At 60.4% G+C, this 15,086-nt stretch carries 15 protein-coding genes and 1 riboswitch; of the genes, 3 read left to right on the forward strand and 12 right to left on the reverse strand.

What is annotated here, in order from left to right:
- The first annotated feature begins 136 nt into the window (after window positions 1-136).
- Both QWZ14_RS01875 and QWZ14_RS01880 read left to right on the forward strand, forming a co-directional pair.
- Window positions 137-1,102, forward strand: coding sequence for a C45 family autoproteolytic acyltransferase/hydolase (locus QWZ14_RS01875; protein WP_290314858.1), 966 nt, complete (start codon window positions 137-139; stop codon window positions 1,100-1,102).
- 345 nt (window positions 1,103-1,447) lie between these two features.
- Window positions 1,448-1,900, forward strand: a complete 453-nt coding sequence (locus QWZ14_RS01880) for a GNAT family N-acetyltransferase (RefSeq protein ID WP_290314859.1) — start codon at window positions 1,448-1,450, stop codon at window positions 1,898-1,900.
- Between the two features lie 137 nt (window positions 1,901-2,037).
- Here the strand turns inward: QWZ14_RS01880 and QWZ14_RS01885 are convergent, their stop codons facing one another.
- From QWZ14_RS01885 to QWZ14_RS01910, 7 genes are all read right to left on the reverse strand, one after another.
- The gene (locus QWZ14_RS01885; RefSeq protein WP_290314860.1) at window positions 2,038-2,463 is read right to left on the reverse strand and encodes a GNAT family N-acetyltransferase; all 426 of its coding nucleotides are present in this window, start codon (window positions 2,461-2,463) and stop codon (window positions 2,038-2,040) included.
- A 168-nt stretch (window positions 2,464-2,631) separates the two neighbouring features.
- Window positions 2,632-3,060 (reverse strand): GFA family protein, encoded by a 429-nt coding sequence (locus QWZ14_RS31895; RefSeq protein WP_353959255.1) that lies wholly within the window; start codon window positions 3,058-3,060, stop codon window positions 2,632-2,634.
- Between the two features lie 218 nt (window positions 3,061-3,278).
- Window positions 3,279-4,139 carry an alpha/beta fold hydrolase gene (locus QWZ14_RS01890; RefSeq protein WP_290314862.1) on the reverse strand — a complete coding sequence of 287 codons (861 nt, stop codon included), beginning with the start codon at window positions 4,137-4,139 and terminating at the stop codon, window positions 3,279-3,281.
- A 146-nt stretch (window positions 4,140-4,285) separates the two neighbouring features.
- Window positions 4,286-5,683: an MATE family efflux transporter gene (locus tag QWZ14_RS01895; RefSeq protein ID WP_290314863.1), complete on the reverse strand. Its 1,398-nt coding sequence runs from the start codon at window positions 5,681-5,683 to the stop codon at window positions 4,286-4,288.
- 334 nt (window positions 5,684-6,017) lie between these two features.
- On the reverse strand, window positions 6,018-6,755 hold the full coding sequence (locus QWZ14_RS01900; protein ID WP_290314864.1) for a metallophosphoesterase family protein: 738 nt from the start codon (window positions 6,753-6,755) through the stop codon (window positions 6,018-6,020).
- Window positions 6,756-6,902: 147 nt separating this feature from the next.
- Window positions 6,903-7,008: riboswitch (SAM-I-IV-variant riboswitch) on the reverse strand.
- A 262-nt stretch (window positions 7,009-7,270) separates the two neighbouring features.
- A complete protein-coding gene (locus QWZ14_RS01905; protein WP_290314865.1) occupies window positions 7,271-8,710 on the reverse strand; it encodes a hypothetical protein in 1,440 nt (479 codons plus the stop codon).
- On the reverse strand, window positions 8,707-10,344 hold the full coding sequence (locus tag QWZ14_RS01910; RefSeq protein ID WP_290314866.1) for a VPA1262 family N-terminal domain-containing protein: 1,638 nt from the start codon (window positions 10,342-10,344) through the stop codon (window positions 8,707-8,709). The genes QWZ14_RS01905 and QWZ14_RS01910 overlap by 4 nt, the downstream gene beginning before the upstream one ends.
- A gap of 401 nt (window positions 10,345-10,745) precedes the next feature.
- Between QWZ14_RS01910 and QWZ14_RS01915 the strand changes: the two genes are divergently transcribed.
- Complete coding sequence (locus QWZ14_RS01915; RefSeq protein ID WP_290314867.1) at window positions 10,746-11,360, forward strand: hypothetical protein; 615 nt, start codon at window positions 10,746-10,748, stop codon at window positions 11,358-11,360.
- A 216-nt stretch (window positions 11,361-11,576) separates the two neighbouring features.
- Here QWZ14_RS01915 and QWZ14_RS01920 read toward each other — a convergent pair whose 3' ends face one another.
- The 5 genes from QWZ14_RS01920 to QWZ14_RS01940 all read right to left on the reverse strand — a co-directional run bounded on the left by QWZ14_RS01920 (window position 11,577) and on the right by QWZ14_RS01940 (window position 15,053).
- The gene (locus tag QWZ14_RS01920) at window positions 11,577-12,131 is read right to left on the reverse strand and encodes an NUDIX domain-containing protein (RefSeq protein WP_290314868.1); all 555 of its coding nucleotides are present in this window, start codon (window positions 12,129-12,131) and stop codon (window positions 11,577-11,579) included.
- A 159-nt stretch (window positions 12,132-12,290) separates the two neighbouring features.
- The gene (locus QWZ14_RS01925; protein WP_290314869.1) at window positions 12,291-13,142 is read right to left on the reverse strand and encodes a protein-L-isoaspartate O-methyltransferase family protein; all 852 of its coding nucleotides are present in this window, start codon (window positions 13,140-13,142) and stop codon (window positions 12,291-12,293) included.
- A gap of 64 nt (window positions 13,143-13,206) precedes the next feature.
- Complete coding sequence (locus QWZ14_RS01930) at window positions 13,207-14,157, reverse strand: tyrosine-type recombinase/integrase (protein ID WP_290314870.1); 951 nt, start codon at window positions 14,155-14,157, stop codon at window positions 13,207-13,209.
- A 271-nt stretch (window positions 14,158-14,428) separates the two neighbouring features.
- Entirely contained in the window at window positions 14,429-14,617 is a 189-nt protein-coding gene (locus QWZ14_RS01935; protein WP_290314871.1) for a hypothetical protein, read from the reverse strand.
- An 85-nt stretch (window positions 14,618-14,702) separates the two neighbouring features.
- Complete coding sequence (locus tag QWZ14_RS01940) at window positions 14,703-15,053, reverse strand: nuclear transport factor 2 family protein (RefSeq protein ID WP_290314872.1); 351 nt, start codon at window positions 15,051-15,053, stop codon at window positions 14,703-14,705.
- Window positions 15,054-15,086 lie beyond the last annotated feature (33 nt).

Below are 15,086 nucleotides of genomic sequence, written 5' to 3' on the forward strand. Positions count from 1 at the left end.
GGCGCAATCATCGGACTGATTTCAAGTTAGTGGCCAAAACCTGACGCTTGGTACCCGCGCTTAGATTAAACCTAAGTGGGAAGCAGACTTTGGTCAGGCGTGGATTGAAATCTACCTTCGTGGCAACCTTAGTATCATGGAAAAGACCTTCGTTGCCGGACGGGAGGACCGCCCTGGAACGGCGTGGCTCGCACGCTTCCAGGCAGGGCGAGACGAGGCCGCGCGCTGGTACCGCGGCGCGGGGCTCACCGAGCCGCCGACAGCCTCCGAATGCCGCGCGGCCATGCGGCGGTACATGCCCGAACTCGTGCCCTGCTACGATGACGTATGCCGTCTGGTAGGGGATGACGACGTCGCACATCGTATCCTGAGCCACTACCGCCCTGCATCGCTCCCGCACGGATGCAGCCAAGCAATCTGGCTCGGAAAAGACGGCCCGGCGCTGGTGCGCAATTACGACTATCCTCTCCACATCATCTCCGACCGCATTGAGCTGACTGCGTGGTCGGAGCGCCGTGTGATTGCAAAATCACAGCGCCCATGGGGCGGATGTCTCGATGGGATGAACGATGATGGGCTGGTAGCCAGCCTCACGTTCGGCGGCAGCGGCAGAAACGGTGTGGGTTTCGCCATCATACTCATGCTGCGCTACGTGCTTGAGACGTGCCGCTCCGTACCCGAGGCGGTTGCGGCTCTCTGCCGCGTTCCCGTCGCACAGCCTCAAAACGTCATGCTGCTAGACCGATTGGGCGATTATACGACCCTGTTCCTTGGTCCCGATCGCGAGCCGGCGGTTACCCGGCTCAGGACATGCACAAACCATCAGGAGACGGTCTCAACGGCTTCTAACTCTGCCCTGCGCAGACGCGTACTGGACGAGGCTCTCGATGCGTCGGCGATGACGCTTCCATCACTGGTAGACCTGTGCCTCAAAGCTCCGTTGTATTCCCGCCACGTCGGCTTCACCACTGCCTACACCGCCGTCTACAGGCCGGAACAGGGACGGGTCGACTATCTTTGGCCCGGTCGGTGCTGGACCCAGAGTTTTGGGCACTTCGATGAAGGATCTTACACGCACGCTTATGGCGATCTGGTCCAATGACCGCTCAGCGTAGAGCGGCTGGCCATGGCCGTTGAAACATCAAGGCTGGTCCTGCGTCGGCCGCGTTTGGCAGATGTGACGGCTCTGTTCATAAACCGAACTCCATCAGACGACCTGCAGTTTCCGGAGATATCAAATGCTCCACGCCTTGCCGCTGAGTTCAGAAATGCCGCTCGTTTTTCGGCGAGAAGTGTCGTGCCTAAAAGAATCGGCTGCGAACGAAGGGCTGGGCCGTCTTATGGCCGCGTATTTGAAAAGTCGAAGCGTAAGTTCGGATCGACCCATTGCAGTCCTTGAAGCCATCCAAGCTAACGTCCTCATCTCATCCCGGGTGAGGGCGTTTTAGTGAGCACCAACATGCAGATTAGGCCGGCGTCTCCCGACGATAGGGCAGAATGGCTTAGCCTCTGGCAGCAATACTGCGCCTTCTACAAAGTATCCCTGCCGCAGCACGTAGTTTTTGGGACTTGGCAGAGGATTGTCACAGAAGGGGAAAGTATCAATAGCCTTGTCGCGGTCGGAAGCAATGCAAAACTTCTGGGTTTCTGCAATTACGTACTCCATCCCAACACATGGAGTGACCAGACGGTCTGCTATCTTGAAGACCTATTTGTCCATGATGCTGCACGGAGGCTGGGTGTCGGTACTAAACTCATCAATGAACTGACCACTCTAGGACGCCAAGAAAACTGGTTCAGGATTTACTGGATCACCAACTCCGACAACCAAGAGGCGCGCGCCGCATACGACCGTCTCGCCAAACGGACTGAGCATGTGCGCTACGAGATAGCTCTTTAAGTCTGCTGTCCAACTAAAACCAACCTAAGCGCAGGGTACCGAGCGTCAGACTTTGACCGCTAGTGGATAAAACCTGACGCTTGGTACCCATCGCGCCATAGCCGCTCTCGACCCACAGTAAACCTAAACCAACCGATTCAAAAAGATTTTTTGAGAAAAAACCGGGTGTGACCGGGTAGGTAATCCTCGATCATTCCAAACACGCTATAGCCAAGGCGTTCGTAAAAGCCTCGTGCTTGGAAGCTGTAGGTATCTAGCCAGACCCCGCGGCATTCACGCCTGAGAGCCTCCGCTTCTGCATCATGCATGATCCGGCTACCGATGCCTGAGCCGCGGAGGTCTTCCGGGACAAAAAGCAGGTCTATATGGAGCTGTGTGAAGTTGGTGCCGCCCCACAAGCCACCAACAATCTCGCCTGTATGTACATCCGTGATCAGGATGGCGAGCGGTCGGAATTCCTCACATCGACCACTCTGTGCCTCGTTGAAGCGGATGAGCGGACGAACGATGGCCTGACGTACCGATGGGTCGGGAGTGTCGGTCAGCGTTAGGAGCGGCTGCATGCTCATCTTTCTACTAGGCTAGGTTCAACCACGGCCAATAACCCCTTTCCGCCCAAATCTGACCTCTCGCGCGGGTACCAAACCTCAAATTTTGACCACTAGGGATGAAATCTGACAGATGGTACCCAAGGCGGGAAGATCGCTTTAGCTGCACGCCGATTTATGCGGTTAAGTAGATGACGGTCGCCCTCTCGGGTAACTCGGCAAACCTGGGGGGACCTGAGCCCAGGATGCTGCTGAACCGGTGTAACTTTGGTAAGCGGGGGTTATGCTGTTTGGGTCATCAAGCGCTCCCCCTTTGACGTAGATGCGGTCAGGGTAACGGTCCAAGAAAGTGTAAACCGGTGAGCCGCAGTCGGGACAGAACAGCCTCGTCAACTTGACGCCTTGATCACTAGCTTTGGTAAAGCCCTTCGGCGACCCAGAAAGAAGCCTGAAGTTCTCTCGTGTGACTGGAACGCTAATATTGAATGCACTGCCGGTTGTTTTGCGACAATCCGAGCAAAGGCAATAGGCGGCCAATGCCAACGGTTTGGAGACGGCAAACCGGACCGATCCACACAAACATCCACCTTCGACAGCGTTCTCCAAGGTCATGGCGCTTCACCTTATTCTGCGGGGACTGAGCAAACTCTAGGAATGTCATCTAGCTAAGTCCACACTATGAATGACGAAATTTCGCGTAATAAATAACTGGCGCGCGTGTCCAAGATGGGAAAGAGGGGCGAAGGCGCAGATGGCAGACGACCCACAGCGATCCTTGCCATTTGATACGACAAATTAGCGCTCCAACTTTGTACGGTCGATAGCATGCTTTAATCAACAATGAATTGGCGAATGATTGGCATTGCTTCAGCCTCCGCGTCGGCAATCACCCCGTGTCCGCAGCGTGCGAAGCGTTCAAAGCGCACCAAGTCGGACGGCAGGGCAGCTGCAATGTCAGCTTGGCTTTCAATCGGAGTCATCGGGTCGTCCTCTCCACCCAAAATAAGTATTGGGCAGCAGATGCGCGGCAAGTCAGGAACTAGGTTAAATTCCTGCCCTTCACCGTCTGGGCGTGTGAACCAACGCAGCACCTCGGGATGCTTAATCGCGCGCTGTGCCACGTGCGGGTTTGGCTTAGAGCGTGTGTAATGCGGCATCGCTAAACGGATCCAGGCGTCCATGGTAGCAGCGTCGCTTTTGCGTTCGATAAACCTTTGATAGGCCAGCGCGCCAACCTCCGGGCCGCCAAGCCTGTTGAACAGTGCAACCCGTTGCTTGCGATACGAAGTGCCGACCGCTTCCGTGCTGACGAGGATGAGCTTGGCGGGGTGCTCAGGGTGGCGGGTGGCATATGCCATAGCCACCATGCCGCCGAACGACACGCCTAAAACAATTGGTCGCTCAATTCCAAGTGCATCGCAGAAGCCACGAACATCATCGCCCCACTGAGCGAGATTCCAGGTTTCGGAGGAAGCTGGATCACTACGGCCATTTCCACGGTGCTCTAGGAAAATAACTTGTGCGATGTCAGCCAAGGTCGAATAAGCGGGTTTGAATACGGAATGATCAAAACCAGGTCCACCATGTAGCAAAATTAAGGTTGGTTTTTGCCGCATTATGGAACCGTCTGGCACCAAGCTGGAGCCTTCGACATCGAAGAAAAGTCGAGTACCATTAACAAGTATTTTCATGGACTAGGATCCTTTTATCGTTTTGAGGAATTATTTAATCTTATTAACATGCGGGTGGCCCTGAACAATCATTTGAAGAGTTTAGCACCCCCGATGCTATAAGACTTCCTGCGACGCTTTCGCACCTGGACTCAATTGAATGAACCCTACTGCACAACTTGCTCATGTCGGGGCCGGGCTGCTGCATGCTGCGTTCGCACGCAATCCCCGAGCCGCGAGCGGAGGCGGTGTAAATACAGCCCAACCGTAAGGCAGGCACCACCCACCAGGCCGCACCAGATACCGGCTGCTGGATCCGGGCCAAGCCATGCCAGCACGAGGCCTAAGGGAAGCCCGAAGCCCCATCCGCCCAGGATGGCGATCAACAACGGTCCCTTGGCATCGCGGAGGCCGCTGAGCGCTCCACCCGCCGCGGATTGCACGCTTTCGAGAACAAGTAGGCAAGCGGCGATGGGGAGCAGCGCCGCCGCGGCCTCAATATCGGCCGGATCAAGGTCGCCCAGGACCGCGCGCACGATCGCCGTGGGCGCGAGCACCAGCATGGCGGCAGCGCCGAGGCCGACAACGGTCGATAGTTGGACCGCCACCCATGCTGACCGTGCGGCATGGGCCGGGTTGCCAGAGCCGACAGCATGACCGACGCGCGCGTTCGCGGCGTCGCTGAAGCCGAAGGTGAACACCCCGCACAGGTCCACGATGCGGGTGGCAACGACATGAGCGGCGACAGCAGCGGCACCGAAAGGGACTAGGACAAAGGCTGCGGCTGGCAGGAGCCCCTCCCGCAGGACAATGCGGCAGGCGAAGGGTACCCCAAGCTGGACGATCTCCCGGCAGCAAGTGCGATCAAAGACGAAAGGGCTGCGCAAGCTCGCGCCGAGCGCGCCGGCGGGGCATAGCCGTATGGCGATGGCCAGTAGCATCAGGGCAGCATGACCCGTTGCGGCGTAGGCCAAACCCGCGCCGAGGGCTCCAAGCGGAGGCAGAAAGAAGCCGCCAAAGACCAACCACGGTGCCAATGCGGCATGGATCGGGATGACGGCCAGCATCACGGCAGTCGTGACCCGAACCTGTCCGGTCGCCACAGCCAGGCTGCGGACCGCGACATACAGGACCCAGGCCGGCAAGCCACCGGCTGCACCTGCGAGGTAGGCCGAGGCGCTATCGGCTTCGATACCCGGCCCCATGGCGGCCACGAGGATGGACCGGCACCCAAGCAAGACGAGGACGCCAGGAACCGATACCGCCAAGCCAACCAAGAGCCCTCCTTGGCCGTATCGCCGTAGGCGCTCGAAATCACCACGGCCGCGGGCTGCCGCGGCCAGGGGCGTGACGGCGGTCACGACACCCAGGGTGGCCAGGAACACCAGGAGGTCGATGCTCAGCGCCAGGGCGACGCCGGCGAGCTCGTGGATGCCGAGCCTTGCGACGATCAGGATCTCAACCGCTGAAATGGCAAGTTGAGCAAGCATGGTGATGGTGACGGACGCGGAGATGCCGGCGAGGGTGCGCGCTTCGGCGACCCATTCCTTGCTGATCGAGGGCATAGCTTATCCTGCTGAACCGGCCTCGCCGCGGCGGAGGTGCGGCAGGCCTCGTGGAAGCTGGAGACGATTCTCCGGGCGAGCGTGTGCCCATCGAAGATGCGTCCGTCAGGACCGGTTCAGAATGGAAGACGCCGAGGCGTCAGCGCAGGCTGGAGGCCGGCCCTGCGACGTGCTGTCGCAGGGCGTATACGGGGCCACGGGGGTGATGCTGGTTGTACGCGGTCATCCAGCTCCCCCATCCTGCTTTGTGTCGCGCGCAGCCTAGCACTTTTCAAAACTCGGATAGCAAGAGAAAGCAAAACCTCTTAAATCGTCAGCACCAACCCAGCGTCTCCTAAACCCGTCCGGTCGATGTCCAGCGTGCCATAGCCGGCTTGCCGTTCTCTCGAGCCTGCTGCGCGGCTCGGTCCCAATCATAGACAACAGCGCGGAGATCGACTGACCATTTGCCGCCCTGCCCGCGCGTGACCACCGCGTAGCGGGCGTGCGGCGTCCCAGTTTCAATCACGTGCGGAACCGGATTGTCGTCGGTGTATGCCGGCATGCCGATGCTACCGGGGTTCACCACGGTCACGGCACCGACCTGGACCACACGCGGCATATGGGTATGGCCGCACAGGACGAGGCGCGCAGAGCCGATGCCTGCCAGGCGTGGCCGAATGACGTCATAAGAAGCAAGGACCGATCGGCCGCTTCCGACATCATCAAGAAGGTAGTCGAGATCGCCGCCGGCGGGGCTGCCGTGGCAGGCGAACACCTCATCGCCCGCAAGCCGCAGTGTCTTGGGCAGGCTCTGGATCCATAACATATGCGTCGCCGACAAGCGCGGGCGTGCAAAGGCGACGGAGCTGCTGGCGTCATCTCCTTCAACCAAGTTGCGCTCGTGGTTGCCAGCCAGGGTCGGGCACCCTAGCGCGATCTGCGCATCGGCACTGCCGGCCGGATCGAAAGGGCCCGTGACTAGGTCGCCTAGATTGACGATTAAGTCGGGCGCCTGCGTTCGCATATCTGCCAGCACGGCTTTGAAGGCGAGCAGGTTGCCATGGGCATCAGCAAGAACGGCAATGCGCATCAGTCAAATCTTCGATCCGGAAACAGCACAGCCTTGTTTGGCTCAACGACAGCCTTGGTTGGCCTGGGATCAAGATTGCCAAGAAATCTCAGAGCATGACGTGCCATGTCCACCCTCCGTTGAATCAAGCAGGAAGGACGCAGTGGCATTGACCCGTTTGGTGCCGGTCGGCCACATCCTCCCTTGCGGAAGCGCCACCTTGCCCGGGCGGGCAGGTTGGCGTTAGGCGTCCGCCCAACTCTTGATGCCCCGTTGATTTAGAAAGCAAAGCACGACTTTGCAATGCTGCCGCATCGCAGCCTTCGGTTTGTCGTCCTTTAAGGACACCAACCGCCTAACCGGCAAATAGCTTTCCACCAGAAACATCCTCTACCGCATTGGGCGGTTAGCGGCTGTGGAAGATCAACGCCCGAATGTCAGCTCCATCCTCCTGAACGGACATGGGGAGGAGGCCGCCTAGCCTGACGCCCAACGGCATGGTCTGGCCGAAAGCGGATCGGCTGTTTACGAGCCCGTCAATCGGGAAGTTGCCGATCACTCCAGTGATATCGCCGTTGGAGAAACTCATCAGTTGCTGCGGCTGGGAGATCGATAGGGAGACCCGGCAGCCAGTCTGCATCGGCTGCTGATCGGCGTTTCGCATGGGCCATAACCTGATGCCGAGAGATCAGCCGGAAAAACTCAGAAATGGCTGAGCTTAACGAGGCGTGCCATCGCATTTCCAAGCTGCGCAGATCATCCGAGAAAAAACGCTCCAACTCGGCGAACGACCTTTGCTGCTCACCCTCGATGAGCCAGCCCACCACGCCGTAGTCCAATGCGCTCCGAGCGAGAGAAGTGAGGTTCTGCCCCTCGTCCTCCGCAAAATTCCAGCCCTGCCATCGCTCGAAGGCCGCGCGCCAAAGCGCACGTCTGCGATCGGCGCCAGCCCGCGCTCGAAACACCGACAGACAACGGGTGACGTTTGCCCGAGTATCGCTATCCGACGTGCTCAACGAGACGCTTTCGACATAGGCCTGAAGCGCGGTTCCATCGCTACGGGCCAGAGCCCGACCGAAAGCAGCCTGCATGTGGGGATGGCGAACGGGGTAGTGATTGCACACGGCAAGCCAGCGCGGCCAGTCATCCGCGTCCTTCGCCAGAACGATCAGCAGGTTTCTGAGTGCCGTTTCCTCCTGAGGCAGCAGATCGCGCACTTCTCTGTAGGCGACGCGTTCCAGTGTTGCGAACTGGGCGTATCGATTCCCGCTGGCTAACGCGAGACGAAGGGCATCCACGAGCGGCAGTGGCGCTATAAGGAGATGGCTATGCAACCACCCCTCGCTTCTATTTGCCAGACGGATCAGGCGTGGCCAGTCGAGAAGAGAGAGCGCCAAGGTTGCTTGTCGCGCACCCGGATCGGGGTTTGGCAACTGCTCGAAGGCTCGGGCCCGCTTACTCAACTCCGCCCAGTCCCGCGCCCGTTCGGCCTCCTGCATGGCATGCAGATGTTCGCGCTCCCAGACCGGCGCATCATCGGGAACTCGTGCTACCGGTGCTCGATGGCGCAGCACGATCTCGATCGCCGCGATCGTGAGGCGACATCCTCGAAGACGAGCCTGCACCGCTTCCCAGAAGCCCCCATCCACGTTCCAGGCCGACACAGACGCCAACGCCGCCTCGATCCGCAAGCTGGATGGATCCTGGTGTGGGTCCCAATCGGCGAGCGCCTTCACAGTCCAACCAAGACGTCTCGCCAGACGGAGAGCCTCTTCAGCCGCAAAACCCGACGAGGCGGCCAGGGCGCGTGGAACGTCTCCAAGGTCCGCGCGCGTTGCCGACGTCAGGCGCTCGACCATGGTGTCGGCGTTCGACGCCTCCGGCTCCGCAATCACGCTCTCAATGCCGGGGGGAGCGACGACCTCTCCATCCCAAATATCGAGGAGCCGCCGAAGCGCCAATGCGGCTTCCCTCACCAGGACCTCCAGATGACGTGCTGCGGCTCGTCCAAGGTCGCCCAGAGATCCTCGAACGCCCCGGCCACCATGGCTGGGTTCGACACCCGCTGCAGGATGTGATGGGCTTGGCCGAGGCTGTTAACCGAGGTTCCAAGCGACCATGCCCGCGGGCCATCGCGCATGTTCGGAAAGATCAAGAAGCGGTCGTGAAAGTGCCATCCCTTCGGCCCCCGGCGGGTTCGGTACTCGAGGCGCAAACCCTCACGATTTCCGGCATCGTGTTCGAGAACGGCTCTTTGCCGATCCGGAAAAGACGGCCTCGGTGCCGCTGGTTCTTCCGGGGTTGAGCAGTCCCGCCAAGTCTTGCAAGGAGGATCGCCACCGTCCGTCAGAGCGCGCAGCAGTGCGCCACTGTGGCAGCAGAAGAAGAGTGTCCGGAGAAGGTCTTCTGCAGAGAGATATGGGTCCCATAGATCCACTCCGGTCTCGCCGTGCCTGTCGATGAGGAAGCGGACATCAGCCAGAGCCTGAATCTGCTGTGCCGACGAGTTCGCCTGGGGGCGGTATTGAACGAAGTCGCGAGTCTCATCGAGCCGGCGCCTCTCCTCGAGGTCCTGCCGGCGACTGAGCCAGAAATTCGCATCCTGGCGGGCCTCCGTGCCAACTAAACTGGTCCTCGTCTTTGTGAGCTCTATCCGCTCGGCAACGGGCTGACCTCTCAAGTCGGGCGCGTTGAACAGACGCGGTTCATGCTGTATCACATGCATGTCTAGGCTGATTCGCTTGATCGTCGATGTCGATGGCGTTGCCCCGACCAGAATGCCCGCCTCGGCGTCCCAAATTTCCATTTCCAGAGGTTGGCGGTGATTGTCGACTGGCAGACGAGCGCCATGCATGAAGCGTTCACTGACTGCCGCCCCGGTTAGGAGCTCGTCCCATCGGGTGCGGGCGGCGGTCGCCAAAGTACGCGGCGTGGAATCATTGCGCCATGTCACTGCGACATCAGAATGCTCCGCGCCGGGGGGTGCGGTGACGCTCGGCACCAGGACCGTGACAGGAAGCTGGATCAGAACATCGCCGAGAAGATCCGCGAGGCCGGCAAACGCGATCGGCACGCCGGCTGAAACGGCATCGGAAAGTACCTGCAGCCGTCGCCGGTCAGCGAAGAAGGGCGCGAAAGGCGTCTTGTCCTGGTCCGTGAGCCGGAACACGTGCGATCCCGCCCAAAAATTGTTCTTCAGAACATTGTTGATCGGAACTCGAACCGTTCCGTCAGGTGGGACGAACATGGCGGGATCGGGGCGCAAGGTGCCCGTCCCGAGCGTGTGCCCGCTCAAGGTCCACTCTCCCGAGGCAGCGAGCGTTGACAGGGCTTGATCGAGGGCTGCAACTGGCCGGAGCGTGCGCATTACGCCAAACGACCAATCTCTGAAGCCGTCAATCCGCCCGATCCGTTCGGTTAGGCGCTCCGTCCGTTCGGTATCGCCAATGTTGGGGTGACCCTCCGCGAGCACCGCGACGGACAGGACGTTGATCGTAACACCTCCGCGCGGCGTACCAATCACTTCGATCAGCTCAATATGATCGAAGGCGCCGATACGACCTGGGGCGAGAAGGAAGGCCAACTCTTCACGTAGCTTTTCGAACGTCATGATCGCTCCCGGTCTACCTTCTCAATGGTCGCAAACGTAAGGCACCTTGAAACCCATGCGGCCTAAGCCGGTGTCGGGTTCGCAGATGCTGGCGAAGTACAGCGGATGGCAGGCAGGGATGGACGCTTGATGTCAGAGCCTTGGCAGCATTCCATCCGACCGTCAGCGATCTCAGCCGGCGAAGGGGAAGGCATATCTGCTTTCAAGGAGGCGATGACGGCGTCCATACGGCCGTGATGGGCGCGAAGCCGTCGATTCTGTGAGCCTCGGCATATGGCCGCTTCCCTTCCAGAAGCAAATCTTGGCGGCCCGCGTACTAAGGTCCGAAAAGATCAACAGCGGTCGTGGCCGATTTCATTCTGAAATTAGATCTAAGTTCCCCTTTGGTTTGGAGACACTAGGTGTCCAAGGCTTTCCCACCCGGTTCGGACGCGCCGCTCGCCGCTGGCGGTGAAATAAGCCAGCTGGTTCAGTTGCGCGGCTTTCGCACGTTTGCTGCAACTGTTCGGCACATTCAGGGCCTCCCCTACGGCCGTACGAGTAAGATGGATTATCGCCTCGTGTTGACCGAGGGCCGGGGCACCTGCAGCAGCAAGCACGCTTTGCTGGCCGCCCTGGCGCAGGAGAACGAGCTGGCAGTTAAGTTGACACTAGGCGTCTACGAGATGACGGAGACAAACACCCCCGGAGTGGGGAAAGTTCTAGCCAGCAGCGGCCTATCCAGTATCCCGGAAGCGCACTGCTTTCTGCGCACAGCCTTTAGCGTCATCGACGTGACCATGCCGGGAGAAGCGCTAAGCGCGGCGGAGCGCGTTTTCCTGCATGAGGAGGTGATCGGCCCCGCCGATGTAGGCGCGTACAAGACGTCCGTACATCGTCGTGTACTGGCCAATTGGCTCTACGCTACAGGCCGCTCCTCCTTTGGGCTGGACGCGGCCTGGGCGGTGCGCGAAGCCTGCATCGCCGCGCTCAGTGGAGAAGCGCCAAAACCCTCGTCGACGCTTCAGGCCTCTTGAGCTGAAGGCGGGGCCAGGGCGGTCCGTCCGAGAGTCCGCTCCGGATCGACCCCGACGACTCGTACCCGGCTACCAAGCGTCAGGCGCATACCACTAGGTCCGGAATCCGCCAGTCTAGGACATTCAGCAATCATCCCGAAGCGCGCTATGGTCGCTCTCGACCCTGAGCGGACCACCACTCGTCAGACGACGCCGGCCGACGCGCCCACCTGCTCCCTAGAGCAGCCCTTTCAGCCGCAGCAGACCAAGTGTGGCCACCGTCGTGGCGTCCCTGATTTCACCCTCACAGATCATTCGCTCGACTTCCGAAGCAGCGAAGGCGCGTGCCACAAGATCCTGCTCTTCCGCTTCCGGGCTTGCCGCGCCGCGGCTCAGGCCGCTAGCTAGGAAGATGTGGTAACCCTGCGTCGAGTAGCCGTAGCCCTGGAACAGATGTCCTGCATACGACATGTGCTCCGCCCTCAAGCCGGTCTCCTCCTGTAGCTCGCCGCGTGCCACCTCCAAAGGGTCCATCTCTGGCGCCGCTTCCCAGGAGCCTTGCGGAAATTCCCAGTGACGAGCACGCACGGGGTATCGGAACTGCTGAACGAGATGTAGGCGACCGTCATCCTCCGCTGGAACGACCACGACGAAATCAGGCTTCTCGACCACGCCGTAGATACCCTCTGAGCCGTCGCGCCTGCGGATAACGTCCTCGCGGACCCGCATCCATCGATTCTCATAAGCTACACGGCTTCCAATAGTCTCAATGTCGGCACTGTCGTCCGCCATGATGTCCGCCTCTCTTTGCTAACCGCTACCCAATTAGTAACGCGTCTTCACCAAGCGTTCTCGCCATCAAGGAAGATCTGTGGTCCGTGCCATTGTGGTTCTGAAGAAGCCGCTGAGGGACAGATTTAGCCTCAGCTGGTGGATGATCTTGCGAACAGATCAGCCCTCTGCTGGTGCGGCGAGCGAGAGTGACCAGCCGTCCCCGCAATACCAAGTCTCGCTGTCATGTCGGTCGTTTAGATGGAAGGACCGCACGTGCTGCCAGCCTCCACCAGCAAAGGCAGTTACGAGAGCTTCGTCGGCTGTTGCTATCGGTGCATCGCAGGGAATGAAGCTCGCGCGGCTGACGAAGCGCGCGGGCCAATCGATGCCGCCAGCAGCAGGCTTGGTGATGAGCAGCATGCCACCGAACCCCTGCTCCGGCTGCAGTGGAAAGAGTAGCCGCCCGCCGGGCCGCAGGGCATCGAGCCAGGTCCAACTCGGCGCGCCCAGGCCAGCATTGACGTAGACCGCGTCGGCTGCAGGCAAGCCCTCGCCGATACCGGAGCGGGTATGGACGCTGACACCCTCAATGCCGGATAGATTAGCCTTTGCACGAGCTGCCAAGTCGGGGTCGACTTCGTAAGCATGCACGATCCCGCCCGGAGCGACCAGATGTGCCAGAAGAGCGGTGTAGTAACCCGCACCGGCACCGACATGAAGCACGGTCTCACCTGGACGAAGGCCGAGCGCGTCAAGGCAGCGGGCGTGCAGGCTTGGTTGGCCATTGTTCACGCCGCGCGAGGGTTCGAGGGCGATAAGGACGTCGGCATAGAGGAAGGCCGGGTCGTCGTCAGGGGCCTGGACATAGGTTGGACCTGGACCGGCATAAACGAACCACGGAGCCGGTCCGACGAAGGTTTCGCGCGGGACAGAAGCGAATGCCGCCTCAACGCGGGGATCGCGGGCTTCACCATGCTGGCTGACGAAGCGTGCGTAGAAAATCCGGAGCTTGGCGGCTCGTTCGTTCATCGAGTGTGTCCTGCTTGCTGTAGGCAATCCTGCTAATGCTTTGCCGGCTGAGCAAACTTTCGGATCAGAGCCCTACGAGTTTAGCCGGACTATCAGCGACCAGCTTAGCCCGCCTGACATAGCCGCGCATCGTTTTGAGATCTTTGTGGCGGGAGTGCTCCATGATCGCCTCGTCGCGGGCCCCGGCCTTGTAGGCCTCGGTGATGAAGCCGGCGCGCAAGCCATGCGCGGAAAGCCGCTCGAGCCCAGTGTGAGTCAGACCGGCTATGGCCACCCGACGCGCCAGGATCTTCGGCAGGGCGTACGCGTGCAACGCGGTCAGCTCCACCGTGCTCCAGCGATCGATCTTGCGAAACACCGGTCCATACTGGCATCCGGAAGCGCGCAGCCAAGTCTCTGTGGCGCGGACCGGGCAGGTCTCTGGCTTCATGCCGCGCGGAATTCCCAGCTCAACGCCATGGCCTTCCTGGTCGGATTTAGCGCGAGGGATGAGCAGCTTCATGCCGTCAGGCGTAAAGGTAAGGTGCTCTCGCTGTACGGCGACCAATTCTGAGCGTCGCAACGCTCCGGCAAATCCGAGCAGCAACAAAGCTCGGTCGCGCAGACCAGCCAAATCGGTGCCACAGGTCGCTACCAGCTTGCGTAACTCAGCGATGCCGATCGCCGCGGCCCGGCGTTGAGGCATGCCATGCCTGCGGAAGATGCCGATCAGCGTGTCGCGGATTGCCGGATGCGATGCTGCCCAAGCGACACCTTTCATCCGGTGTGCCCGTCCAATGGCCACCAACCTGCGTCGCAGGGTCGATCGGGCATGGCTGACGGCAATCGAGGCTAGATAGGCCGCGACGGTGGTGGGGTCAGCGGGCAAGGCCGTGGCATTCCGTTGCTGGCACCACGCCGAGAACTCCGCCCAATCGGCCGCATAGGCCTTGAGCGTCGCCGGTGCCAAAGCCTGGCGGGCGTAGTTCGCGGCCAGCGTCAAGTCCGCAGCGGGCAGGATGGTTAGCTCTGACATGCAGCAATTCCAACGGGTTCAGCGGCTCAGGGCAGAGAATATGGCATGATAGTGAAAGGCTCCATAATAAAGCATTATGGAGCCTTAGTTCAGATGCGAGGTAGGCAGCCCCAGCCGTTAAAACCGGCTGGGGCAAACGCATCGTGACGGCATTCGGGCCGCCAACGTAAGCCTGTGGAAGTTTGGCAGCCTACCCGGGTCGCTCCTTCCTACCCAGGGGGTCTGTGTCTAGCGGCACGACGTCGAGCTCGAGCCGCCTGGCGGCGGCTTGCTAAGCGGCCACGTCGCCAGCGCACCATTGCCGGCGATTTAGCAGGTTTACGGCCTCACCTGCAGGCAGGCCGACTGCAGCGCCGAACGCCGCCGAGGTGGTGATGCCCCGGTCGTCCAAAGTGGTGTTGATCGTGTAGCGAAGGCGAATAGCTAGCAGCCGCTCAGCTTGTCGGGCGGGGTCACGCATGCGCCCTGCCCTACTGCCTCGCTCTGCTGGCGGCCAGTGGTCAAAACTTGATGTTTAGTGCCGTCCACTTCCGATCCGAACGGACCTAAGAGGCTACAACGGCCATAGTTTGGCCGGCGGCCCAAAGCCAACGTCCTGAGGACTGACTGAAGACGCACAGGGAGTGATACCGCCCACTCACTGCCCGTCCATCGACCCGTAATTCATCGTTGATCGAAAGGGTAGCTACCGCGAAGCTGTCGATCGACTTCACTGTGAGGTTTGCGATCCGTTGTTGCGTGAACACCACCCTTCCAGAGGTGCAGTACGCCTCGATGTAGCCGGCCTTGTCGAACGACCTGCCGCCCGCATTGAGGTAGACAAAGTCGTCGTGAATTAAGACGTCCAGGTGACTGGCCTGCCTCGCAACGAGAGCTTCGGCCTTCGCCTCCAGCACAGTCCGTATCTCATCTGCTGTCACCATGACATT

This window comes from Paeniroseomonas aquatica, assembly GCF_030409335.1.
In the GTDB taxonomy this organism is placed as follows: Bacteria; Pseudomonadota; Alphaproteobacteria; order Acetobacterales; family Acetobacteraceae; genus Belnapia; species Belnapia aquatica.